Source organism: Pseudomonas sp. NPDC089569 (genome assembly GCF_050280625.1).
In the GTDB taxonomy this organism is placed as follows: Bacteria; Pseudomonadota; Gammaproteobacteria; order Pseudomonadales; family Pseudomonadaceae; genus Aquipseudomonas.
The window spans coordinates 77,261-100,891 of record NZ_JBNNVQ010000009.1 but is presented as its reverse complement, the minus strand read 5'-3'; the positions used below and the strand labels follow the sequence as shown (position 1 = coordinate 100,891).

At 60.4% G+C, this 23,631-nt stretch carries 25 protein-coding genes and 1 pseudogene; 14 read left to right on the top strand and 12 right to left on the bottom strand.

Annotated features, from left to right (window positions below; translation table 11 throughout):
* Positions 1-68: 68 nt before the first annotated feature.
* Positions 69-1,472: an LLM class flavin-dependent oxidoreductase gene (locus ACQKP2_RS06915; protein WP_427575454.1), complete on the bottom strand. Its 1,404-nt coding sequence runs from the start codon at positions 1,470-1,472 to the stop codon at positions 69-71.
* Positions 1,473-1,705: 233 nt separating this feature from the next.
* The gene (locus ACQKP2_RS06910) at positions 1,706-2,269 is read right to left on the bottom strand and encodes a helix-turn-helix domain-containing protein (RefSeq protein ID WP_427575452.1); all 564 of its coding nucleotides are present in this window, start codon (positions 2,267-2,269) and stop codon (positions 1,706-1,708) included.
* On the opposite strand from ACQKP2_RS06910, the pseudogene ACQKP2_RS06905 reads away from it, so the two are divergent.
* The 7 genes and pseudogenes from ACQKP2_RS06905 to ACQKP2_RS06875 all read left to right on the top strand — a co-directional run bounded on the left by ACQKP2_RS06905 (position 2,264) and on the right by ACQKP2_RS06875 (position 9,794).
* A pseudogene (locus ACQKP2_RS06905) lies at positions 2,264-3,290 on the top strand (DMT family transporter). The gene ACQKP2_RS06910 and the pseudogene ACQKP2_RS06905 sit on opposite strands and share 6 nt — an antisense overlap.
* A gap of 440 nt (positions 3,291-3,730) precedes the next feature.
* Complete coding sequence (locus ACQKP2_RS06900; RefSeq protein WP_427575451.1) at positions 3,731-6,649, top strand: monovalent cation/H+ antiporter subunit A; 2,919 nt, start codon at positions 3,731-3,733, stop codon at positions 6,647-6,649.
* Complete coding sequence (locus ACQKP2_RS06895) at positions 6,649-6,993, top strand: Na+/H+ antiporter subunit C (RefSeq protein WP_095196030.1); 345 nt, start codon at positions 6,649-6,651, stop codon at positions 6,991-6,993. Before ACQKP2_RS06900 ends, ACQKP2_RS06895 begins: the two co-directional genes overlap by 1 nt.
* Complete coding sequence (locus ACQKP2_RS06890) at positions 6,990-8,675, top strand: monovalent cation/H+ antiporter subunit D (protein ID WP_427575448.1); 1,686 nt, start codon at positions 6,990-6,992, stop codon at positions 8,673-8,675. Before ACQKP2_RS06895 ends, ACQKP2_RS06890 begins: the two co-directional genes overlap by 4 nt.
* Positions 8,672-9,160, top strand: a complete 489-nt coding sequence (locus ACQKP2_RS06885; protein ID WP_427575447.1) for a Na+/H+ antiporter subunit E — start codon at positions 8,672-8,674, stop codon at positions 9,158-9,160. Before ACQKP2_RS06890 ends, ACQKP2_RS06885 begins: the two co-directional genes overlap by 4 nt.
* Positions 9,157-9,435, top strand: coding sequence for a K+/H+ antiporter subunit F (locus ACQKP2_RS06880; RefSeq protein ID WP_427575445.1), 279 nt, complete (start codon positions 9,157-9,159; stop codon positions 9,433-9,435). The genes ACQKP2_RS06885 and ACQKP2_RS06880 overlap by 4 nt, the downstream gene beginning before the upstream one ends.
* Entirely contained in the window at positions 9,432-9,794 is a 363-nt protein-coding gene (locus tag ACQKP2_RS06875) for a Na+/H+ antiporter subunit G (protein ID WP_427575443.1), read from the top strand. Before ACQKP2_RS06880 ends, ACQKP2_RS06875 begins: the two co-directional genes overlap by 4 nt.
* 767 nt (positions 9,795-10,561) lie before the next feature.
* Here the strand turns inward: ACQKP2_RS06875 and ACQKP2_RS06870 are convergent.
* The 4 genes from ACQKP2_RS06870 to ACQKP2_RS06855 form a co-directional block, all read right to left on the bottom strand.
* Positions 10,562-10,999, bottom strand: coding sequence for a DUF3995 domain-containing protein (locus ACQKP2_RS06870; RefSeq protein ID WP_427575441.1), 438 nt, complete (start codon positions 10,997-10,999; stop codon positions 10,562-10,564).
* 153 nt (positions 11,000-11,152) lie between these two features.
* The gene (locus tag ACQKP2_RS06865; protein ID WP_427575440.1) at positions 11,153-12,169 is read right to left on the bottom strand and encodes an ABC transporter substrate-binding protein; all 1,017 of its coding nucleotides are present in this window, start codon (positions 12,167-12,169) and stop codon (positions 11,153-11,155) included.
* A gap of 119 nt (positions 12,170-12,288) precedes the next feature.
* On the bottom strand, positions 12,289-12,492 hold the full coding sequence (locus tag ACQKP2_RS06860) for a hypothetical protein (protein WP_427575438.1): 204 nt from the start codon (positions 12,490-12,492) through the stop codon (positions 12,289-12,291).
* Positions 12,492-12,941, bottom strand: coding sequence for a hypothetical protein (locus ACQKP2_RS06855; protein WP_427575437.1), 450 nt, complete (start codon positions 12,939-12,941; stop codon positions 12,492-12,494). The genes ACQKP2_RS06860 and ACQKP2_RS06855 overlap by 1 nt, the downstream gene beginning before the upstream one ends.
* On the opposite strand from ACQKP2_RS06855, the gene ACQKP2_RS06850 reads away from it, so the two are divergent.
* From ACQKP2_RS06850 to ACQKP2_RS06840, 3 genes are all read left to right on the top strand, one after another.
* Positions 12,936-13,277, top strand: coding sequence for a hypothetical protein (locus tag ACQKP2_RS06850; RefSeq protein WP_427575435.1), 342 nt, complete (start codon positions 12,936-12,938; stop codon positions 13,275-13,277). The two genes, ACQKP2_RS06855 and ACQKP2_RS06850, sit on opposite strands and share 6 nt — an antisense overlap.
* A 96-nt stretch (positions 13,278-13,373) precedes the next feature.
* Complete coding sequence (locus tag ACQKP2_RS06845) at positions 13,374-13,610, top strand: hypothetical protein (protein WP_427575519.1); 237 nt, start codon at positions 13,374-13,376, stop codon at positions 13,608-13,610.
* Between the two features lie 180 nt (positions 13,611-13,790).
* Complete coding sequence (locus ACQKP2_RS06840; RefSeq protein WP_427575433.1) at positions 13,791-14,030, top strand: DUF2789 domain-containing protein; 240 nt, start codon at positions 13,791-13,793, stop codon at positions 14,028-14,030.
* Positions 14,031-14,037: 7 nt separating this feature from the next.
* Here the strand turns inward: ACQKP2_RS06840 and ACQKP2_RS06835 are convergent, their stop codons facing one another.
* The 3 genes from ACQKP2_RS06835 to ACQKP2_RS06825 form a co-directional block, all read right to left on the bottom strand.
* A complete protein-coding gene (locus tag ACQKP2_RS06835; protein WP_427575432.1) occupies positions 14,038-14,241 on the bottom strand; it encodes a hypothetical protein in 204 nt (67 codons plus the stop codon).
* A 165-nt stretch (positions 14,242-14,406) separates the two neighbouring features.
* Positions 14,407-15,630: a methyl-accepting chemotaxis protein gene (locus ACQKP2_RS06830; RefSeq protein ID WP_427575518.1), complete on the bottom strand. Its 1,224-nt coding sequence runs from the start codon at positions 15,628-15,630 to the stop codon at positions 14,407-14,409.
* A gap of 629 nt (positions 15,631-16,259) precedes the next feature.
* Positions 16,260-16,664: a TraR/DksA family transcriptional regulator gene (locus ACQKP2_RS06825; RefSeq protein ID WP_175378985.1), complete on the bottom strand. Its 405-nt coding sequence runs from the start codon at positions 16,662-16,664 to the stop codon at positions 16,260-16,262.
* 363 nt (positions 16,665-17,027) lie between these two features.
* Here ACQKP2_RS06825 and ACQKP2_RS06820 point away from each other — a divergent pair, with 363 nt between their 5' ends.
* Entirely contained in the window at positions 17,028-17,639 is a 612-nt protein-coding gene (locus ACQKP2_RS06820; protein ID WP_427575429.1) for a glutathione S-transferase, read from the top strand.
* A gap of 160 nt (positions 17,640-17,799) precedes the next feature.
* Here the strand turns inward: ACQKP2_RS06820 and ACQKP2_RS06815 are convergent, their stop codons facing one another.
* A complete protein-coding gene (locus tag ACQKP2_RS06815; protein WP_427575428.1) occupies positions 17,800-18,729 on the bottom strand; it encodes a hypothetical protein in 930 nt (309 codons plus the stop codon).
* Positions 18,730-19,007: 278 nt separating this feature from the next.
* Between ACQKP2_RS06815 and ACQKP2_RS06810 the strand changes: the two genes are divergently transcribed.
* Together ACQKP2_RS06810 and ACQKP2_RS06805 are read left to right on the top strand one after the other, a co-directional pair.
* A complete protein-coding gene (locus ACQKP2_RS06810) occupies positions 19,008-19,691 on the top strand; it encodes a response regulator transcription factor (protein WP_427575426.1) in 684 nt (227 codons plus the stop codon).
* A complete protein-coding gene (locus tag ACQKP2_RS06805; protein WP_427575424.1) occupies positions 19,669-21,063 on the top strand; it encodes a sensor histidine kinase in 1,395 nt (464 codons plus the stop codon). The genes ACQKP2_RS06810 and ACQKP2_RS06805 overlap by 23 nt, the downstream gene beginning before the upstream one ends.
* A gap of 122 nt (positions 21,064-21,185) precedes the next feature.
* Here the strand turns inward: ACQKP2_RS06805 and ACQKP2_RS06800 are convergent, their stop codons facing one another.
* Together ACQKP2_RS06800 and ACQKP2_RS06795 are read right to left on the bottom strand one after the other, a co-directional pair.
* Positions 21,186-21,596, bottom strand: a complete 411-nt coding sequence (locus ACQKP2_RS06800) for an SRPBCC family protein (RefSeq protein ID WP_427575422.1) — start codon at positions 21,594-21,596, stop codon at positions 21,186-21,188.
* A 26-nt stretch (positions 21,597-21,622) separates the two neighbouring features.
* Positions 21,623-22,420 carry an SDR family NAD(P)-dependent oxidoreductase gene (locus ACQKP2_RS06795; RefSeq protein ID WP_427575420.1) on the bottom strand — a complete coding sequence of 266 codons (798 nt, stop codon included), beginning with the start codon at positions 22,418-22,420 and terminating at the stop codon, positions 21,623-21,625.
* Between the two features lie 701 nt (positions 22,421-23,121).
* Here ACQKP2_RS06795 and ACQKP2_RS06790 point away from each other — a divergent pair.
* The gene (locus tag ACQKP2_RS06790) at positions 23,122-23,481 is read left to right on the top strand and encodes a DUF6124 family protein (RefSeq protein WP_427575419.1); all 360 of its coding nucleotides are present in this window, start codon (positions 23,122-23,124) and stop codon (positions 23,479-23,481) included.
* Positions 23,482-23,631 lie beyond the last annotated feature (150 nt).

Sequence of the window (23,631 nt, the reverse complement as noted above, 5' to 3'; positions counted from 1 at the left end):
CATCAGGTCCGTTCCTTGAACACCAGATTAATCGTTTGTCTCGCCATCGGGGAATCCGCTTGAAACCTTCATGCAGACACCACTTGCCTGCCCTTCTGACGCAACCCCGCGAGATCACGGTAGCCGCTGCCCGGATGAGTCGCCGGTAGTCCCGGCCCTTCCCCAAACAGCTTTTCACGCAGCGTGCCGGGTGCATATTCGGTCTTGTATGCACCGCGCTTTTGCAGCTCCGGCACCAGCAGGTCCACGGCGTCGATGAAAGTTTCGTGGGTCAGAGCATAAGCCAGGTTGAAGCCATCCACATCGGTGTCTTCGACCCACTCCTGCAGCAGATCGGCGACGGTTTCCGGGCTGCCGACGAACAGCGGGCCAAAGCCGCCGATCCCGACCCAGTCCGCCAGCTCACTGGGCGTCCAGACCTTGTTCGGGTCCGCCGTGGAGAACGCCTCCACCGCCGATTGAATGGCATTGGTGTGCACATGCTTGAGCGGTTCATCGGGCTTGAAACGGCTGAAATCGATGCCGGTCCAGCCGGAAATCAGCGCCATCGCACCTTCATAACTGACCCAGCTTTTATATTCCTCGAACTTGGCCTTGGCCTTGGCATCGGTCTCGCCAAGAATCACCGTTTGCAGGTTGAAAATCAGCACCTTCGACGGATCGCGCCCGGCCTGTGCCGCACGGCGGCGGATATCGGCCACGGTTTTCTTGAGCAGCACCTTTGACGGCGCGGCAACGAACACGCACTCGGCATGTTCGGCGGCGAACTGCTTGCCGCGACTGGACGCACCGGCCTGATAGAGCACCGGCGTGCGCTGCGGCGAGGGTTCGCAGAGGTGAATGCCCGGCACCTGGAAGTGTTTGCCGACATGGCCGATTTCGTGGATTTTGCTCGGATCGCTGAAAATCCGGCGCTCGCGGTCGCGCAGGATGGCGCCCTCTTCCCAGCTGCCTTCCCAAAGCTTGTAGCAAACCTCGAGGTATTCCTCGGCGAAATCGTAACGGGCATCGTGTTCGGTCTGCGCTTGCTGGCCGATATTCCTGGCGCCGCTCTCCAGGTACGAAGTGACGATATTCCAGCCGGCGCGCCCCTTGGTCAGGTGATCGAGGGTCGACAGGCGCCGGGCGAAGGGGTACGGATGTTCGAACGACAGCGATGCCGTCAGGCCGAACCCCAGATGTTCGGTGACCAGCGCCATGGGCGGGATCAATTGCAGCGGATCGTTGACCGGAACCTGCGCCGCCTGGCGAATGGCCGCGTCGCCATTGCCGTTGTAGACATCGTAGATGCCCAGCACATCGGCAATGAACAAGCCGTCGAACTTGCCCCGCTCGAGGATTTTCGCAAGGTCGGTCCAGTACTCCAGATCCTTGTACTGCCAGGAACGATCCCTGGGGTGCGCCCACAACCCCGGCGACTGATGGCCGACACAGTTCATGTCAAAAGCATTGAGTCGAATTTCACGGGCCATCAAACGGCTCCCTGCGCAGGTGGGGACAGGGTGTGAATCACGGGGGCGGTACGGGGGGGTTGAGCTTTGGCGGTCATGAGCCGACTCCAGGTCTGGGTATATGCCCCAACGCTTTGCAGGAGTCATGCCTGGAGTTAAATTTCTTTTAATTCATATAGTTACTAAATAAACAGAGAAAACACCTGAAGTTATAAAACAGCAAACTGTTTATTCGGTGTTGGCCGGGCAACACTTCAGATCACCACATTTCGCACAAATCGCACCGCCACCGGCCCATCGTTGCGATAGCTGTGAGGCTGATTACTGGCGAACATATAGAACTCACCGGCGGCGATCCGGTGGGGTGTGTCGCCGATCACCAGGGTCAGGCAACCTTCGAACACATAGAACTGTTCGCTCCAGCCATCGGCATCCGGTTGCGACGGATAAACCTCTCCCGGTTGCAGGCACCATTCCCACTGCTCCACTTCACGGGTGGCAGTGGCCCTGGACAGCAGCACGGCCTTGCTGCCCGCAATCGTACCTGCCCAGGCCAGTTCATTGATGCGGCTGTGGTCTCGCACATCGGGGGCCTGGATCAGATCGCTGAACGCCACATCCAGCGCCTCGGCCACGCGGTCGAGCGTCGTCAGGCTGACATTTTTTTCCCCGGCCTCGATGGCCACCAGCATCCGGCGGCTGACACCGGATTTTTCCGCCAGGGCGGTCTGGCTCATATCGGCGGCATGACGCAGACGACGAACGTTCTGACTGACGTGTTGCAGGACTGAAGCCCGTTGCGCGGAATCTTTGTGCACTATATTGCTCACTTGAGGGTATTGCGCAGTATACTGCACAACTTCCGGCGCATTGTGCGTCGCCCCCAAGGTAGTGCGCAAGATCATGACGTCGGTCAATTCATCCCGGGCTTCTTCCCCCTTCCTGCGACTGAGCAAGGCCGAGTGCGTGCTGGTGCTGATCACCGTGGTCTGGGGCGGCACCTTTTTGCTGGTCCAGCACGCGATGACCGTCAGCGGGCCGATGTTCTTTGTCGGCCTGCGCTTTGCCGCAGCCGCGAGCATCGTTGCCCTGTTCTCCTGGCGCAGCCTGCGGGAATTGACCCTGCTCGAACTCAAGGCCGGTGCTTTCATCGGCGTGGCGATCATGCTCGGTTACGGTTTGCAGACCGTTGGCCTGCAAAGCATTCCCAGCAGCCAGTCGGCGTTCATTACGGCGTTGTACGTGCCGTTCGTACCGTTGCTGCAATGGCTGGTACTGGGCCGTCGGCCGGGATTGATGCCCAGCATCGGGATCATGCTGGCCTTCACCGGCCTGATGTTGCTGTCGGGACCTTCAGGCGCATCGTTCAACTTCAGCCCCGGTGAAATCGCCACCCTGATCAGCGCCATCGCCATTGCCGCGGAAATCATTCTGATCAGCACCTTCGCAGGAAAGGTCGACGTCAAACGAGTGACTGTTGTGCAACTGGCGACCACATCGCTGCTATCGTTCCTGATGGTGGTGCCGACCCAGGAACGGATACCGGACCTGTCGTGGTTGCTGCTGTGCAGCGCGCTGGGCCTGGGCGCGGCGAGCGCGGCCATCCAGGTGGCCATGAACTGGGCGCAGAAGAGTGTCTCGCCAACCCGTGCAACGTTGATTTACGCCGGCGAACCGGTATGGGCCGGGATTGTCGGGCGCATCGCCGGGGAACGCTTGCCGGCCATTGCGTTGCTGGGTGCCGGGCTGATTGTGGCGGCCGTGATTGTCAGCGAGTTGAAGACCAAGGGTAAGGCGGCTCTGGTTGAGGAAGAACGGGAGCAAGAGGCGCAGGGTTGAATCCAATGATTTGTAGCGTTTAACCGATCGTTGGCTGTAGGCATCAGGCTCGCCGGCGAAGAACGATTACACCGTTCTGACAGATGCACCGAGGTGTCTTGTTCGCCTGTAGGAGCCAGGCTTGCCCGCGAACAACGATGACGCGGTGTGCCAGTTACACCGCGGTACCTGGTTCGCCGTAGGAGCCAGGCTCGCCGGCGAAGAACGATGACGCGGTATAGCAGGCACACCGCAGCGCATGGTTCGCGGGCAAGCCTCGCTCCTACAGGACGAACAACGAAGACGCAGTGTGTCAGTTACACCGGAGGCGTCAGATTTGCTGAAACAATGTTAAACAAGATTTTTCCGTCTACCTTGTAGGATTCTGCGACAGCTTGGCGTTTGGTGATCCGGGAGCTGGCACGTATGATGCTTCACAAACTTCCGCAGATTAGAAGCCTATGTCCCTGATAGTACTGCTGCTTCTACCTTTCCTGGGTAGTTGTCTGGCCGCCTTGCTGCCGCACAACGCACGCAACTCCGCATCGCTGCTGGCTGGCCTGATCGCCTTGATCGGCACCATTCAGATCGCACTTCTTTACCCGCAGATCGCCCATGGCGGCGTCATCCGTGAAGCATATTCCTGGCTGCCGAGCCTGGGCGTGAACCTTGTCCTGCGCCTGGACGGTTTCGCCTGGCTGTTTTCGATGCTGGTACTGGGGATCGGCACCCTGGTCTCCCTGTACGCCCGTTACTACATGTCGCCGGATGACCCGGTGCCGCGCTTCTTTGCCTTTTTCCTGGCGTTCATGGGTGCGATGCTTGGGGTGGTGATTTCCGGCAACCTGATCCAGATCGTGTTTTTCTGGGAGCTGACCAGTCTCTTCTCGTTCCTGCTGATCGGTTACTGGCACCACCGCGCCGATGCGCGGCGCGGCGCCTACATGGCGTTGATGGTCACGGGCGCAGGTGGTCTGTGCCTGCTGGCGGGGGTCTTGCTGCTCGGCCATGTGGTTGGCAGCTATGACCTGGACAAGGTCCTGGCCGCCGGCGACCTGATTCGCGCACATGCCCTCTACCCCATCCTGCTGCCCCTGATCCTGATCGGCGCACTGAGCAAAAGCGCACAATTCCCCTTTCATTTCTGGCTACCCCATGCCATGGCCGCACCCACGCCGGTCTCGGCGTACCTGCATTCGGCAACCATGGTCAAGGCCGGGGTTTTCCTGCTGGCGCGACTCTGGCCGTCGTTGTCGGGCAGCGAAGAATGGTTCTACATCGTCAGCGGCGCCGGGGCTTGTACCCTGTTGCTGGGTGCCTATTGCGCGATGTTCCAGAACGACCTCAAGGGTCTGCTGGCCTACTCGACCATCAGCCACCTGGGCCTGATTACCTTGCTGCTGGGCTTGAACAGCCCGCTGGCTGCCGTCGCGGCCGTGTTCCACATCCTCAACCACGCGACCTTCAAGGCGTCGCTGTTCATGGCCGCCGGCATCATCGACCACGAAAGCGGCACCCGCGATATCCGCAAGCTCAGCGGCCTGGTCAAGCTGATGCCGTTCACCGCCACCCTGGCCATGGTCGCCAGTGCCTCCATGGCCGGCGTGCCGTTGCTCAATGGCTTCCTGTCCAAGGAAATGTTCTTCGCCGAAACCGTGTTCATCAACGCCACGGCCTGGATCGAAGCTACCTTGCCGATTGTCGCGACCATCGCCGGGACCTTCAGCGTTGCCTATTCCCTGCGTTTCACCGTGGACGTGTTCTTCGGGCCAGCGGCCACCGACCTGCCACACACACCGCACGAGCCACCGCACTGGATGCGTGCGCCTGTCGAGCTGCTGGTGTTCACCTGCCTGGTGGTCGGGATTTTCCCGGCCCAAGTGGTCGGCCCGTTGCTAGCCGCTGCAGCGCTGCCTGTCGTTGGCGGAACCTTGCCTGAATACAGCCTGGCCATCTGGCACGGCCTGAACGCACCGATGATCATGAGTCTGATCGCCCTGTCCGGCGGCACTCTGCTCTACCTGTTGCTGCGCAATCAGTTCAAGCACGGGCGCTTCGTCCATCCTCCGCTGGTTGGCCGACTCAATGGCAAGCGCCTGTTCGAACGCAGCCTGGTGATCAAGATGCGCCTGGCCCGGCGCCTGGAGCAGTTGATCAGCACCCGGCGCCTGCAGACCCAGCTGTTTCTGATGGTACTCGCTGCCGTGCTGGCCGGTTTGATTCCGATGCTGCATGGCAGCCTGCACTGGGGCGACCGGCCGAAAATCCCGGGCTCGATCGTTTTCGTCATTCTCTGGCTGTTGGCCATTGCCTGTGCCCTGGGCGCAGCCTGGCAAGCCAAGTATCACCGTCTCGCTGCCCTGACCATGGTCAGTGTCTGCGGCCTGATGACCTGCGTGACCTTCGTCTGGTTTTCCGCGCCGGACCTGGCGCTGACGCAACTGGTGGTCGAAGTGGTGACCACGGTCCTGATCCTGCTGGGTCTGCGCTGGTTGCCTCGACGCATCGAAGAGGTATCGCCGCTGCCGAGCAGTCTGCGCAAGGCGCGTATCCGGCGTCTGCGCGACCTGTTGCTGTCGACAGTGGTCGGTGGCGGCATGGCGCTGCTGGCCTACGCGATGCTGACCCGGCAGACACCGAACGACATCTCCTCCTTCTACCTGAGCCGCGCCCTGCCCGAAGGCGGCGGCAGCAACGTGGTCAACGTGATGCTGGTGGACTTCCGTGGTTTCGACACCCTGGGTGAAGTCACCGTGCTGGTGGCGGTGGCGCTGACCGTGTACGCCCTGCTGCGCCGCTTCCGGCCGCCGAAAGAGAGCCTGCAGTTGCCGGCCCAACAGCGCCTGCTCGCACCCGATGTAGTCACCGATCTGGTCAACCCGCGCCACGCCAGCGACACCGCGCTGGGTTTCATGATGGTGCCGGCGGTGCTGGTACGACTGTTGCTGCCGATTGCCCTGGTGGTGTCGTTCTACCTGTTCATGCGCGGGCACAACCAGCCCGGCGGCGGTTTTGTCGCGGGATTGGTGATGTCGGTGGCGTTCATCCTGCAATACATGGTCGCCGGTACCCAATGGGTCGAAGCGCAAATGAGCCTGCGACCGTTACGCTGGATGAGCACCGGCCTGTTGTTCGCCACGGTCACCGGCCTTGGTGCGATGGCCGTCGGCTATCCATTCCTGACCACGCATACCTGGCATCTGGACGTGCCGTTGCTGGGCGATATTCACCTGGCCAGCGCACTGTTCTTCGATGTCGGCGTCTACGCGGTGGTGGTCGGCTCGACGCTGCTGATCCTGACGGCGCTCGCCCACCAATCGGTCCGCGGCCATAAAACCGCAGCCCAGCCCAAACCCGTCGCCATCAAGGAGAGCGTCTGATGGAAGAAGTCATCGCAATCGCCATCGGTGCCCTGGCCGCGTCCGGCGTCTGGTTGATTCTGCGTCCACGGACGTTCCAGGTGGTCATGGGGCTGTGCCTGCTGTCGTATGGCGTCAATCTGTTCATCTTCAGCATGGGCAGCCTGTTCATCGGCAAGGAGCCCATCATCAAGGACGGCGTGCCGCAGGATCTGCTGCATTACACCGACCCGCTGCCACAGGCGCTGGTATTGACCGCGATCGTCATCAGCTTCGCCATGACTGCCTTGTTTCTGGTGGTATTGCTGGCCTCCCGGGGCCTGACCGGCACCGACCACGTGGATGGCCGGGAGCCTAAGGAATGAATGCAATGACGCACCTGATCGCCGCGCCGATCCTGCTGCCGCTGCTGAGCGCTGCGATCCTGTTGATGCTCGGCGAGAAACACCGGCCGCTCAAGGCCCGGATCAACCTGCTCTCCAGCCTGTTGGGGCTGGGCATCTCGCTGCTGTTGTTGCAATGGACGCAAACCACGGGCGTGCCCGGCTCCATCGGCGTGTACCTGCCGGGCAACTGGCAAGTCCCCTTCGGGCTGGTGCTGGTGGTTGATCGCCTCTCGGCGCTGATGCTGGTGCTGACCGGCATTATCGGGGTCAGCGCACTGCTGTTCGCCATGGCCCGCTGGGACAGCGCCGGCTCGAGTTTCCACGCCTTGTTCCAGATTCAGATGATGGGGCTTTACGGCGCATTCCTCACCGCCGACCTGTTCAACCTGTTCGTGTTCTTCGAAGTGCTGCTGGCGGCCTCCTACGGCCTGATGCTGCACGGATCCGGCCGGGCGCGGGTTTCGTCGGGACTGCATTACATCTCGATCAACCTGCTGGCCTCGACCCTGTTCCTGATCGGTGCGGCGCTGATCTATGGCGTCACCGGCACCCTGAACATGGCTGATCTGGCGCAGAAAATCCCCCTGGTGCCACCAGCCGATCGCGGTCTGCTGCACGCCGGCGCGGGCATTCTGGCGGTGGCCTTCCTGGCCAAGGCCGGCATGTGGCCGCTGAACTTCTGGCTGGTGCCGGCGTACTCCTCGGCAAGCGCGCCGGTGGCGGCCCTGTTCGCAATCATGACCAAGGTCGGCGTCTACACCTTGCTGCGCCTGTGGACCTTGCTGTTCTCCGCACAGGCCGGCGCGTCGGCTTACTTTGCAGGTGACTGGTTGATCTACGGCGGCATGGCCACCCTGATCTGCGCCGCCGTGGCGATCATCAAGGCACAACGCCTGGAACGCATGGCCAGCCTGAGCATCCTGGTGTCGGCGGGGATTCTGCTGTCAGCCATCGGTTTCGCCCAGCCCAACCTGATCGGCGCTTCACTGTTCTATCTGGTCAGCTCGACCCTGGCCTTGAGCGCGCTGTTTCTGTTGGCCGAGTTGATCGAACGCTCGCGGTTGGTCAACGAAATCCCGCTGGAGGATGAAAACGAGATGCTGCCACGGCCGCTCGAATCTTTACCTCCGGTCAAGGGCACCAACCTCGACGATGACCAGAAAGCCATGGTCGGCCAGGTGATTCCCTGGACCATGGCGTTCCTGGGCTTGAGCTTCATTGCCTGCACCCTGCTGATCGTCGGCATGCCACCGCTTTCCGGATTCATCGGCAAACTCGGCCTGCTCAATGCCCTGCTCAATCCGTTGGGTCCGGGCAATGGCAGCGATGCACCGATATCGAATGCGGCGTGGGGCTTGCTGGTGCTGTTGATTCTCTCCGGGCTGGCCTCGCTGATGTCTTTTGCGCGCCTGGGCGTGCAGCGTTTCTGGACGCCGGCCGAACGCCCCTCTCCGGTACTGCGGCGGCTCGAATGCGTGCCGATTTTTCTGCTGCTGGGTCTGAGCATTGCGCTGACGTTCAAGGCCGAACCCTTGATGCGCTACACCCAGGCGGCGGCCGATGCCTTGAGCAACCCGCAGCAATATGTGATGGCCGTGCTTGGCACTCGTACAGTGCCGAATCCGCAAGCCGCCAGCGTACTGTCGGAGGTGCATCCATGAAGCGACTGTTTCCTGCGCCATGGCTTTCGCTGGCCCTGTGGCTGTTGTGGCTGGTGCTGAACCTGTCGATGAGCCCCGGCAACTTGCTGCTGGGGGCTGCGCTGGGGTTCGTTGCCCCCCTGATGATGCGCAAATTGCGACCATTGCCGATTCGCATTCGCCGACCGGGTGTGATCCTGCGCCTGCTGCTGGTGGTCGGCCGTGACGTGCTGTTGTCCAATCTCGCCGTGGCCTTTGGTGTGCTCAATGCCGGCCGCCGGCCACCGCGCTCGCGTTTCATCAAGGTGCCGCTGGACCTGCGCGATGCCAACGGCCTGGCGGCGCTGTCGATGATTTGCACCGTGGTGCCCGGCACGGTCTGGTCGGAACTGGCGCTGGACCGCAGCATCTTGTTGCTGCACGTTTTCGATCTGGGTGACGAGGCGCCGTTCATTGAACATTTCAAGACGACGTACGAACGCCCGTTGATGGAGATATTCGAATGAACGCGCTGTTATCGAACGCGATCCTGCTGAGCCTGTTCCTGTTTGCCGTGGCGATGATCCTGACCCTGATTCGCCTGTTCAAGGGGCCGTCGGCCCAGGACCGGGTATTGGCCCTGGACTACCTGTACATCGTGGCGATGCTGATGATGCTGGCCCTGGGCATTCGCTATGCCAGTGACACCTATTTCGAAGCCGCGCTGCTCATTGCCCTGTTCGGCTTCGTCGGCTCTTTTGCCCTGGCGAAATTCCTGCTGCGCGGCGAGGTGATCGAATGAATGCCCAACTGCCTCTGTGGGTGGAAATATCGGTGGCACTCCTGCTGGTCGTCGGCAGCCTGTTTGCGCTGATCGGCGCCATCGGCCTGCTGCGGATGAAGGATTACTTCCAGCGCATGCACCCGCCAGCCCTGGCCTCGACGTTGGGCGCCTGGTGCGTGGCCCTGGCCTCGATCATCTACTTTTCTGCGCTCAAGTCCGGCCCGGTGCTGCATGCCTGGCTCATCCCGATCCTGCTGGCGATCACCGTACCGGTGACCACCTTGCTGCTGGCCCGGGCGGCACTGTTCCGCAAGCGCATGGCCGGTGACGATGTCCCGGCGGAGATCAGCAGCCGGCGCACGGAAAGCGGGAGTTAGATTCGCGATCCGTGTTGATCGGACCGGCCTCCTCGCCCCGTAGGAGCCAGGCTTGCCGGCGAAGAACGATGACGCGGTACAGCAGATAATTCGCGGCGCCTGGTTCGCCGTAGGAGCCAGGCTTGCCGGCGAAGAACGATTACGCGGTACAGCAGATAATTCGCGGTGTCTGGTTCGCGGGCAAGCCTCGCTCCTACAGGCGAAGAACGATAACGCGGTACAGCAGATAATTCGCGGCGTCTGGTTCGCCCGTAGGAGCCAGGCTTGCCGGCGAAGAACGATTACGCGGTACGGCAGATCATTCGCGGTGTCTGGTTCGCCCGTAGGAGCCAGGCTTGCCGGCGAAGAACGATAACGCGGTACGGCAGATCCTTCGCGGTGTCTGGTTCGCCCGTAGGAGCCAGGCTTGCCGGCGAAGAACGATAACGCGGTACGGCAGATAAATCGCTGCACCTGGTTCACCGTAGGAGCCAGGCTTGCCGGCGAAGAACGATGACACGGTATGGCAGATTTTTCGCGGTGCCTGGTTCGCGGGCGAGCCTCGCTCCTACAGGCGAAGAACGATGACGCGGTGCAACAGATAAATCGCGGCGCCTGGTTCGCCGTAGGAGCCAGGCTTGCCGGCGAAAAACGATGACGCGGTGCAACAGATAAATCGCGGTGCCTGGTTCGCGGGCAAGTCGGATCGCCGCCCACTCGCTCCTACAGGCGAAGAACGATGACGCGGTACAGCAGATAATTCGCAGTGCCTGATTCGCGGGCCAACCTCAAGCCCACGCCACCGCCAGCAACCCGCTCCCCAACAGCACACACAACGGTGAATAGACCCAGGTATCCCATCGGGCAAACCTGGAGTCTTTGACCTCCTTGAAAAATCCCATCAGGTCCGAATCGCCAATGGCCCGGGCAAACAGGAGCGTCGCAACGGTGCTGATCACCCACTGCAGCGCCTGATGATGCACCTGCGGCAGCCACCAGCCGACACGCAGACAGACCAACAAGGCAATCGCCAACAGCCCCCCAGCCACCAGAAAAGTGATCCAGCCCTGCGGCTTGAAGGCGGGCTGTAACTGCACTTCGCCTTCCACCGGCACTTGCGGCACGGCCACCACCGTTGCCCATTCGCCTCCCAACGCCCAATACACGTGAACCAGACTAATCGCTGCAAACATCGTCACCAGCCATTGAGCCAACGCAAAGGTCATGGTTGCAGATCCTTGGATGTGATTTGGTCAGAGACATCCTAGTCGGCAATTTCCCGAGTGCACGACCGGTCGGCGGAGCGTCGGGTCGGCTTCAAAAGCAAAAGCAAAACCTTCGTCGGTTCGCCGACCGAAGGTGATTTCAAATGCAACGCATTACTTCAATTCGGCCGAGACTTTATCGGCCACCTCCTTGGGCACCCAGGCCTTCCACACATCCGGGTACTGCTTCATGAACGCCTCGGCCGCCTGACGGGGCGGCGTGTGTTTTTCACTCATGTCGGCCAGGGCCTTGTTCAACGGATCGATGGGGAAATCGACCTTGGTGAAGAATTCGGCAATCTGCGGGTACTGTTTCTGGAAAGGCGTGGACACGCCGATGGACAGCTTCGAGGCCAGCGAGCGGGTGGGCTTCGGATTGGGGTTGTCGGCGTCGGTCAGGGTTTTCCAGGCCTCGGCATCGAATGGCGGCTCTTGCAGTTGAATCAGCTTGAAGCGCCCGAGCAGCGGCGTGGGTGACCAGTAATAGAAGAGCACCGGTTTGCCCCGGCGAATCGATGAGCTGATTTCCGCATCCAGCGCCGCACCCGATCCACTGCGGAAGTTCACATAGCTGTCGTCCAGCCCATAAGCCTTGAGCTTCTGCTTGTTGACCACTTCCGAGGTCCAGCCGATGGGGCTGTTGAGAAAACGCCCCTTGTTGGGGGCTTCGGGGTCCTTGAACACGTCCTTGTACCTGGGCAGGTCGCTGACGCTGCGCAGCTCCGGCGCCATCGGCTTGATGCCTTTGGCTGCATCGCCCTTGATCACGTACTCCGGCACCCACCAGCCTTCGGTGGCGCCCTTGACCGTATCGCCGAGGCTGACAACCTTGCCTTCGGCCTCGGCCTTGACCCACACCGGGCTGCGCCCTGCCCACTCTTCACCGATGACCTGAATGTCGTTATTGGCCAGCGCGGTTTCCAGGGTGATGGTGGTGCCCGGCAAGGTATCGGTCGGCAAGCCGTAGCCCTTCTCGACAATGATCCTCAGGACATCGGTGATCAGGCTGCCGCTCTCCCAGTTGAGATCGGCGAAATGGATCGGCGTCTGCGCGGCCTGCACCGCGGCGGGTGACGCCAGCAAACCGCAAGTGGCGATGACCACCGCCAGCAACTGTCGAAAACCTTTCATGCTTTTGCACCTCGTGCTGTTCACAGCAATCGCAGGATGGCCTGGCAGAAGACCGCAAAGCCTCTGAAACAATCAGTCAACTGACTGTAGTAGAGGTTCCTGCTTTCGAGGGAGATGGATCAGTTTTCAGACGTTTGCTGCAAGCGTGCCAGTTCTCTTCTGACCATGCTGGCGTACTCCGCCGGGCGCAAGGTGTAAAGCTGTGACGCCACCCAGTTCAACCAGCCACCCTGCAGGACGGCCTTCTGCTCGAACAACCGCAGGGCCTCGGCCTGAGCGCTGGCCTGGTTCTGCTGATGAAAATCGGCGCGGGTCAGGCTCATTACTCGCTGGCCTTGAACGTCACCAGTTCGCCCTTGCGCCACTTGGCCGCCTTGGCGGTCACAGCTTTGAGTGTCTTGGTCAGGCCTTCCTGCAATTGCTGGTGAGCGGCGAATACCGTCACCGCGCTGTGACCTTCCTTGAACACGATGCCTTGGCCGTCGGCGGTGTTCACAAACGCGTAGTCACCCAGACCGTAGACCGTCAGCTTGATTTCACGAAACCTGATTTCCAGTTTTCCGCCTTCGCGGCTCGGCAGCACCGAGGCACTGAAATGATCGCCGACCTTGAGTTTGAGTCCCGGCTTGTCGTCCACCACCAGGGCCGATTCAGTGTCGATTTCGGCAACATAGATGCCTTCGGCATTTTGCTCGGTGATGTAAACGAAACGTGACTGAAACTGCTTGACCAGCTTTGCGCGCAAATCACCCAGCACGAACAAAGCATGCATATCGAGATTACTGACTGCCAAAGAACCATCCCCATATCTGAAAATAATGCCGTACGCATAAAAAGCGCGCAGCCGAAAAAAGCGGCAATGCCGAAGGTCAAACCCTGTAATCCCTGGTCAAGATCACTGAAGGAGCAGCGACCTCATGCAACATACGGCACGCGCAGGCTACTGGACGCTGTTGACCGCGTCTTGCCTGGTATTCGTCAAAAGTTGAAGGAAAATACCCTTCGTACTGCCAGAGAAATACGGACTATCAACTTCAGGAAAAAACTCTTGGAAAAAAGCACTTTTCTGACATATCGCCAGGCAAAAATTGCTTTAGATAAACATTGATCACCCGCTAGTGAGGGTGATTCTAGAGCAGCCATGCTCACCGAGACTACCCATCACCACGTACATACGTCGGTAAAACAACGAAAAGGACTTCATATGTGCACGCTGACACACTTTGCCCAGCCCCAGGCCCCCACACTGCACGCACGTCCGGAGGGGGTGCGATACCCCGCTCTTGAACCCCCGCCTCATGCCGCACCCAGGTTTCAGGTGATTCTGGCCGGCAATGCCTTTTTCCATATCAAGGAAATTTCCACCGGCCATGTAAGAGGTTTCAGAGGCGATCACAACGAAGCCTGCGCGCTGGCCCGCTCGTTTGAATCCCAGGGTTGAAGGGTGGCTTGAACGCTCTGTTCGCGCGAATGGCACTTTGAGTGCCCGTGCCCGGATTGGCGGTCTATGCTGACTTCTGTCTTCTACTTTCGTACGAACGATGAATCAGTGTTCCACTCAAATGGGGTGGAACCTGATTCATTTTTCGTATTCGCGCCCGAAACCTGCAAGGAGATGAAGATGGAATCCCCGACCCATGACTTGAAAGGTTTGTTCGACCAACTCGGCCTGGACTCGAACCAGAAGGCTATCGACCAGTTCATTGCCGACCATTCACCGCTGCCCGACAACAAGAAACTGATTGATGCCGAATTCTGGACGCCCCAACAGGCCGGGTTCCTGAAGGAACAGTTGCGTGAAGATGCCGACTGGGCGCGGGTCGTCGACGACCTGAACCTGCGCATGCATCAGTTGCACTGACGCCAGGTCAATGCAGGCTGCCAGGAGGTTGGGCGTTCAACTGTGCCAACCAGGCAGCCCTGCACTCCTCTGCCTCATCACGACTGGCGAATGCGGTGCCGCGGCGTTCGCCGTTCAGCAACACAACCCAACAGACACTCTGCCCCAGGGCGCGCAAACTGGCGGGTACGCCGGAGCCGATCATCACCGCGACATCTACTTTGCTTTGCATGATGCTCTTCGAACTCCGTTAGCTACCTAACTATATAGCTAGAGTAGAGCGTTCCGGACCGTAGAAACACCAACAAGTTTGCACAGCTTCATTGTCAAAACCGTAACAATCGCAAACGCCATGGTTGAAATGGTTCGCGGGCAAGCCTCGCTCCTACAAACGTGTTTATCGGGGGCTCTGCGGTCTGTACCCCAACCGCAACCCACCCCAATGCCGGCCCTTGAGCATGATCGGCACCGACAGGTCATGCATCAGCTCTCCCGTGTCGCGGGTGTAGGTTTGCAGCAACACCGCCTGTTGATGACTGCCGCAGCGAATCCCGGTGCGATCGGCGAATTTGCGCTTGGTGCGGTTCTGCGCGGTATCGACTTGCACATCGCCGGTCAGTGGCTGGCTGAAGACCTTGTTGTGAGTCGGCACATAGCCTTGCTGGGTACAGGCGATGGCGAACACCAGGCCTTCGTGCCGTTCCAGCATGGGTTCCTGGATCGCCGGCAGGACCTGATCGGTATAGCGGTCGAACCGTGTCTGGTATTTGGCCGGACTGGTTCCGGCGATCACCTGATAATTGCGATCGAACAGGTCGTCCAGGCTGATGCGCCCTGCGTCAATATCCGCTTCGAAACGCGCTGCGATCTGCCCAGCCCCCTGCCGGGCCAGGTCGTAGACACGCTGGTGATAGTCATCCAGCCCAACCTCGGCCAGACGCTCACTGATACTTTCGGCCTGACCTTCCATCGACACTGCCGCTTCGGCCAGGCGCCGGGTCTGTTGATCGCTGACGGCCAGATCGCTGCGCATCTGCTCGATGGCGTGAAACAGGCTGTCGAGTTGTTCGCGATTGATTTCAGTGCCGCGGGCGATTTCCCCGACCTGACTCTCGACGCTGGCCGCCAGCCGGGCGATGTCATCGAGGTGCTGTCCGGTGTTTTCCACCTGCTCGACGCCGGTATCGAGGTCACCGGACAATTGACGAATCTGCTCCACCACTTGCGCCGTGCGCTGCTGGATATCGGCCACCATTTCACCCACCTCGCCGGTCGCGGTGGCCGTGCGTGCGGCCAGACCGCGTACCTCGTCGGCCACCACCGCGAATCCGCGCCCATGCTCTCCAGCCCGTGCCGCTTCAATCGCCGCGTTCAACGCCAACAGATTCGTCTGGCTGGCGATGGACTGGATCACCAGTGTCACGCGCTGGATATCGTCGCTACGCACACTGAGGGCCTCGATCAGTTCGCGGCTGCCATTGGCCCGTTCGCTGAGCCGATGCATGCGCGCAATCGATTCGGCCAACTCACCACGACCGGCCGCTCCACTGCGATGCGCCTCGCTTGCAGCCGCCAGGGCATCGCGACTGAGGGACGCGGTCACCCGTTCAGTGGCGATCATTACTTGCGCGCTGTTGACGATTTGGGCCGCCGCATCGAGCTGCGATTGCAGCTTGTCCGCCAATTGCCTGACCGAAAAGGCCACACCGGCGGCAGACAGTGCGTTATGGCTGGTGATACAGGAAAGATCGCGGGTCAACGCCGTGAAAGCCCCCGACGTATCGGCCGTAACGGTTTGCTCGGCCGCGCGCGAGCGCAGTCGAGGCAACCAGATGATCAGCACGGCCAGTGGCAGGCTCACGTAAAGCGACCATTGCCCGAACGTCAAACCACAGAGCAACAGCATCAGGGCGATGCTTTGCAGCGTGGGTGTCAGCCAGCGATTGCCTGGCCACCTTAACGGTGCGGGCACAGCCGCCACCAGAGACTCTTCTCTCGACATCGTTGTCACCCCGCCCATCTTCTAATTGTTGTTTTCTCATTGAACGCCACCATAAGGCCATTATCCATGAGCCTTTAGTCGTGGTTCTTGCAGCGGATCAATAGAAGTGCGGGGATTTTATGCAGGCGTCAGAACGCAAAGATCGCAGCCTTCAGCAGCGCCTACCGGTTGATTTCAACGCGGGCAGGCAGTGCCGAAGGCTGCGATCTTTTCAAGGCAGCCGCCCCTGCAGGGGCTGCCTCAAGGAATCAGGCCTGACGCTGGTGCTTGTCGATCTGCTCGTGACGTTCTTGAGCTTCGATGCAGTATTTGGTGGTGGGGCTGATCAGCAGGCGCTTGAGGCCGATGGGCTCGCCGCTGTCATCGCACCAGCCGAAGCTGTCTTCCTTGATGCGTTCCAGGGCTTGTTCCAATTGAGGCAGCATGCGCTGGTCGCGATCGATGGCATTGACCAGCCAGGTGCGCTCTTCTTCCACAGAAGCCGCGTCAGCCGGATCGGCCGGGCTGTCCAGGCTTTCGATGGCGATGCGGTTCTGCTCGATGCGCTCATGGGTTTCGACTTTCATGTTCTGCAACAGCTCAGAGAAAAAAGCATGTTGCTCGGCATTCATGTAGTCATCCGCCGGCATCGCCAGCAACTTGTCCTTTGTCATTGATATCTCTATAAAAAAACGTGCATTAAGGCGAATAAGGGAGCGTTCCGGCGGACCTGGCAGGCCATCGGAAAGGCGCCGTTCATACCAAGCGCCACCCGGCACTCAATTTACGAGGGGCGGCAGTCTAAGGCCGACTGGAGGCCTCAGCAACTGAAAAGACAGCGAATTTGTCCGACAAGGCCTCGAAAATGCTCTATGGCAGGCATTGAGGCGCACATCGGAGTGCGTTTATAGCAAGAAATTCAATCCGGCGGTGCCCTATAGAAGACAAACGGCTGGGCGGCATCACCCCCGTTTGCAGGCCGGACGGTCTCGGCTAAGGTTGTCGTTCCCGAAACGGCCATCACAAGGAGCGGTTAAATGAAGCTGATCGGCATGCTGGATTCGCCTTATGTAAGACGTGTCGCCATTTCTGCAAAGTGCCTGGGCATCGAGTTGGCGCATGAATCGGTGTCGGTGTTCCGGACCTTCGAGCAATTCCAGCAGATCAACCCGGTGGTCAAGGCCCCGACCCTGGTGCTCGATGACGGCGAAGTGTTGATGGACTCGACACTGATCATCGACTACCTGCAAACGCTGGCCGACCCGCAGCGCAGCCTGATGCCGACGGGTATCGCGCAACGCCTGCGTTCGTTGCGCCTGATCGGCCTGGCGCTGGCCGCCTGTGAAAAATCGGTACAGCTTTATTACGAACGCAACCTGCGACCGGCCGAGATTCAATTCAAGCCCTGGGTCGAGCGGGTCGAGGGACAATTGGCCGCAGCCTACCAGGCACTGGAGCAGGCGCTGAACCAGCAACCACTGGCAACCGACGGTTCCATTGACCAGGCCGGTATCACCCTCGCCGTGGCATGGAGTTTTACCAATCTTGTGGTGCCGGATCAGGTGTCAAACGAGCGGTTTCCCGAAATTGCCGCATTCACCGCCTATGCCGAACAGCTTGAGGTGTTTGTCAGCACACCGATTGACTGAAAACCCTGTGCAAACCTGCATACAAAAACGCCGCTCCTGCCAAAGGCAGCAGCGGCGCTTTTGAACAACATCAGTGCATGAACAAGGCGATCAGGATAATGATCGGAATGGGTACGCCAAGAAAGAACAGCAGTAATGAACGCATGATGATTCTCCCGGGTTAGCGAATCGGGGTCGTGGTCACATAGGTGTCGGTTTCCAGATACACCACCGCATCCCGGCGGCGACCACCGAACGTCGCGGCAAGACTGGCGAAAAAGGCTCCGGCCAGTAACGCAACGAACATCCATAACGTGGTCCAGGCGGCGACTTTGGCGGCGGTGTCGGCCGCGTCCATTGCAGCCTGCTTGGCATCGGCGACGGTTTTCTGAGTACGGGCATAAACCTCATCGACTCGGCGCTCGGCATCTGCCTGGGTCAGGTTGGTTCGCTGCGCCACCAACTGCGCCAGATAAGCACGGTCTTCGGCCGACAGTTGTCCGTCATTCAAGGAGCGAACGAAGATACGAGTCACGGTGCCGCGCACCGCGTCATCGCTGACAGCCTCCGGACGCTCATCGCGAAACAGGCTGTCGATGAAGTAGCCGTACTGATCACTGTTTGTATTGGCGGCAGCCGTGCCCGCAGCTTCAGTGGCGGCACTTGCGGCGCCACCGATCATATGGGCACCGGCCTGCACCCCGCCGCCGACCATGCTGCCGACCGAACCGGCCACCAGCGTTGCCGTCACCAGGGTGGCGACACACCAGGCGAGAAAACCATGGGCGGTATCGCGAAAATAAACTTCATCGCCATGCATATACGCCCATTTCACCCGTAACCGCCCGGCGATATAACCACCCACACCGGACGCCGCGATTTGCGTGAAAGCCAGCCAGACAATCGTCGAAATGCCCAATCCCTTGGCACTGATGCCTTCATGGGCCCACGGCGACACCACCGAAAACCCAAGGCCGAAGCCCAGCAGCACCAGAATCAGCGACAAAGCCGCCGCAGCCGCAGCCCCGGCGAAAATGGCTCCCCAGGAAACCCCGGAGAGCGTCGTCGACTCATCCATGACGGGATAGAAACCCTCTGTGGATCTATTCATTGTTGTATCGCTCCAGGCAGAAAGAAGGTGTTACAACTCGTGGATCAGCCTTTGCAGTCACCGTGCCAGTCGCGAACTTGAGATAAATGGTTAAACTTCAGCAGGTTATAAAGATTGAACTTCCCGGCCTCATGCAAGATGCAATGAGAGGTCAGGTTCAGCGGGTTTTATGCATTGGCCCGTGCTTGAGTTATCCATGAACTTTTATTTAGAAAGCCTGTGATCATTTCTTGGCAAAATGCCGCACAACGTTGTGAACACTTAATCAGGCCAGCCCCATGACCCGCATCTTGACCATCGAAGACGACGCCGTGACCGCCCGGGAAATTGTCGCCGAACTCAGCAGCCACGGCCTCGAAGTCGACTGGGTCGACAATGGCCGCGAAGGTCTGGAGCGCGCGGTCAGCGGCAACTACGACCTGATCACGCTGGACCGCATGCTGCCGCAGCTCGATGGCCTGGCGATTGTCACCACGCTGCGCAGCAAGGGCGTGACCACACCGATCCTGATGATCAGCGCCCTCTCCGATGTCGACGAGCGCGTGCGCGGCTTGCGCGCCGGAGGCGACGACTATCTGACCAAGCCTTTTGCCACCGATGAAATGGCCGCCCGGGTCGAAGTGCTGCTGCGACGGCAGAACACCGTCGCCGCCCATGCCACCACCCTTCGGGTGGCGGACCTGGAGCTGAACCTGATCAGCCACGAAGCCAGCCGCGACGGTCAATTGCTCACGCTGCTGCCCACCGAATACAAGCTGCTGGAATTCCTGATGCGCAACACCGGGCAAATCCTCTCGCGCATGATGATTTTCGAAGAAGTCTGGGGCTATCACTTCGATCCCGGCACCAACCTGATCGACGTGCATATCGGCCGCCTGCGTAAAAAGATCGACCCGCCTGGCAATGTTCCACTGATTCGGACGGTGCGAGGCTCGGGTTATGTCATTGCCGAACCCGTCTAAGGGCTGGCGTTCCTCCAACAGTCGCCTGTTGGCGCTCTACAGTGCATTGTTCGTGGCCTGGAGCGGCATCCTCATGGGAGTCATGTATTACGAGGTGTCGGCCTACCTGGACAACCTGGCCAAACATTCGCTGATGCAACGTCAGCATCTGTTCTCGCGCTTTTCGGGCGAACAACTGGTGGACGCCCTCGCCGTCAGCATGGCGTTCGATATTCGGGGCATCGACGCCTACGGCCTGTTCGATGCGCGCCATCGATACCTCAGCGGCGCACTGGATCATATTCCCCGCGGTTTGCCGCTGGACGGCCAGATTCACATGCTGGCCGACTGCGTCGACTCCGACGATCCGACCCTGCCTGCCGACAGCTGCGATGCCGTCGCCACCCCGACCCGCGATGGCGGCTGGCTGGTGCTGGTGCGCGACAATGGTTCGCTGTTCGCCGTGACCCGGATCATTCTGCACGCCTTGTTCTGGGGCGTGACCCTGACCATATTGCCCGGCATTGTCGGCTGGCACCTGCTGCGCCGCCGACCGCTGCGGCGCATTCGCGCGATTCAGGCCAGCGCCGAAGCCATCGTCGCCGGCGACCTGACCCGGCGCCTGCCGCTGTCCAATCGCCGCGACGAACTGGACATGCTCGCCGCCATCGTCAACGCCATGCTTGAACGCATCGAGCGCCTGATGAACGAGGTCAAGGGCGTGTGCGACAACATTGCCCATGACTTGCGCACCCCATTGACCCGCCTGCGTGCCCAGCTCTATCGCATGCAGCAGCAAGCCGGCGACGGCTCGGCGCAAGCCATGCAACTGGACCTGGTGCTGGCCGAAGCCGATACGCTGATGGCACGTTTTCGCGGTTTGCTGCGCATCTCCGAACTGGAAGACCGCCAGCGCCGCTCCGGTTTCGTAGAACTGGACGCGGTGTCATTGCTGCAGGAACTGCATGAGTTCTATCTGCCCCTGGCGGAGGACGACGGCCTGACGTTCGAGCTGCAACTGCCGGCATCGTTGCCGCCCCTCAACGGCGACCGCGCGTTGTTGTTCGAAGCGGTGGCGAACCTGCTGAGCAATTCGATCAAATTCACCCCGCCAGGCGGCCAGGTGATCTTGCGCGGGATCGAGCAAGGCGGATACACCCGCATCGAAGTGCTCGACTCCGGCCCCGGCATTCCCGAGGCCGAACGCGAAGCCGTATTCCAGCGTTTCTATCGCGCCGAAGCGGGCAACCAGAAGAGCGGCTTCGGCCTTGGCCTATCGATTGTCGCGGCCATTGTCAGCCTGCACGGCTTTGCCCTTGAAGTGGGCAGGAGCGAACTGGGCGGCGCGCGGCTGGTGCTCGATTGCCGGCAGAGTTTGATGCCGCCGGCATAACGCAGGTCCCCTGTAGGAGCGAGCACGCTCGCGATGGTCGTCAACGAAAACGCTGGCTGCCTGACACCCCGCGGTGTCCTGTCGTCCATCGCGAGCGTGCTCGCTCCTACAGGGGATCTGTTTTATGCCGGGTAGTTGGCCCGCAATGCCTCAAGCCCACCCTGATACACCCCGCCAAACAACGTCACCACTTCTTCATCACTCACCCCGACCGGTTCGAATCGCCCCGACCAGGTCACCCGTGCGCCCTCGCCCAGCGCCTCGACCTTGATCGTTGCCAGATAACCGGTCACCGGAAACGGCGACTCCACAAACGAGTAGCTGTAGGTTTTCGCCGCATGGTCGAACACCTGCAAACGCTCGACCACCACCGTGCCGTCGTCCGTTTGCAGGCGCCGAACCCGGCCTCCTTCGCTGAGTTCGCTCTGGGGAATGAACGGAACCCAGTCCGGCAGCGAGTTGAAACCGCCGATCAATTGCCAGACCTCATCGGCCGACGCCGGGATGTCCATCGTTGCGGATGCAGTTGCCATGTAATGCTCTCTCTTGATCAGGAACGTCAGATTGCCAGGCTATCGACGACGCCGCCATCAACCCGCAGCGCCGCGCCGGTGGTCGCAGAGGACAAGGGCGAAGCGATATAGGCCACCAGATTGGCCACCTCCTCGACATCCGCCACGCGCTGGATGATGGAAGTCGGCCGGGCGCTGCGCACGAACGCATCGGCTTCCTCGCGAACACTGCGTCCCGACTTGGCCGTGGCCTCCTTGAGCATCTGCTCGACGCCATCGGTCAAGGTCGGCCCCGGCAGGATCGCATTGACCGTCACGCCAGTACCCGCCAGGCGCTTGGCCAGGCCGTGGGAGACCGCCAGGTTGGCACTCTTGGTCACGCCGTAGTTGAGCATGTCCGCCGGTATCGCGATGCCGGACTCCGAAGACAGGAAGATCACCCGCCCCCAGCCCTGCTTGACCATGTCCGGCACGTAATGCCGTGCCAGGCGCACGCCGGAGATCACGTTGACCTCATAGAAGCGCGTCCACTCGCTGTCGGGGGTGTCGAAAAAATCCACCGCGTTGTAGATCCCGAGGTTGTTCACCAGAATGTCGGCGCGCGGCTCGGCGGCGAACAACTGCGCGGCGCCTTCGGCAGTGCCCAGGTCCGCAGCCAGCCCCCGCAACCGGGCGTCCGGCACACGTTGGCGAATGCTGGCCAGGGCCTGTTCGACCTTGGCCGCCTCACGACCGATTACCACCACCGTGGCGCCGGATTCGGCCAGCGCCTTGCTGATGCCCAGGCCGATGCCGGCGGTACTGCCGCTGACAATCGCCAGTTTTCCAGTCAGATCGATTTTCATGCTCAAGCTCCAATGATGACGGGCAATCCGCTGCACACGACAGCAAAGGTCGCAAGGAGCGGTCACGGAACAAAAGAGTGTAGCGACCCGCCAGCAGAACGCCGTCCGGTTGTGCTTCGTCCGGATCAAGGGTCATTTCACCCGGCTCGTCACTCCCACAATGGGTTGCTGATCGAACGCAGATCTTGTGTGCGCCCACGCCCCCTGTAGGAGCGAGCAAGCTCGCGATGGTCTCAAGGACACCGCTGGGTGTCAGGTTTCCAGCGTTATCGTTGACGACCATCGCGAGCATGCTCGCTCCTACACAGGTGGGTTTGCTGCTTTGATCGTTCCCACGCTCAGCCAATGTTTAATGCATGTTTAACGGCTGTCAGCGTTACGTCCTGCAAGCTACAACGGCTTGCTACCTTGCCTACGCTTACGCCAGAATCCGCCGGCTTGTGCGCCCTGGGGTCGGGTTTTATCGTGGGCCGGTCGCTGAAAAAGACAGCGATCGGGTTTGGTAGCCCGTCCGTATACAAGGCGCATAGCGTCACCTCTGCAGGTGTTTCTCACGACACCGGCATTAATGGTGGCCATGCGCAGGGCACCCTCGGGTGCGCCGGTTTTCCTTGTAGCCGGTCTACCAACCTTCGTATGGCCACCACCCTTCGTTTGGTAGCGAGGTTGATGGCTCCAATGTTCTTACAAGGAGATTCATCATGATCAAGCCAACACCTAACCCCCCAGAAACAGACCCAACCTCCCCCTACAAAAGCCCCAACTCCAAACAATTCCACGAAGCCGCCGAACGCGCGCTCAATCACCACTTCAACCCCACCGCCAACATCATGGCCACGCCGCACAAACCCTCTGCACTCTTCACCCTCAACCCCGACATCGACACCGAAACCCTGCTCGTCCACGCCTGCGAATCCCTGGCCTCGGCCAACGTAATGGCCAACGATCTGGCCGGGTTCCTGGAAGGCCCGCACCGCAACACCCTGCTGGGCATCGCCCAGGTCATCATGCTGGGCGAACTGGCGGTGAACCGCGCGCTGGATAATCTTGACCCACCTTAAATCTGCGCCACACCGTTCAACCCTGTAGGAGCGAGCAAGCTCGCGATGGTCTCAAGGACACCGCTGGGTGTCAGGTTTCCAGCGTTATCGTTGACGACCATCGCGAGCTTGCTCGCTCCTACAGAGGTGGGTTTGCTGCTTTACTGAAAA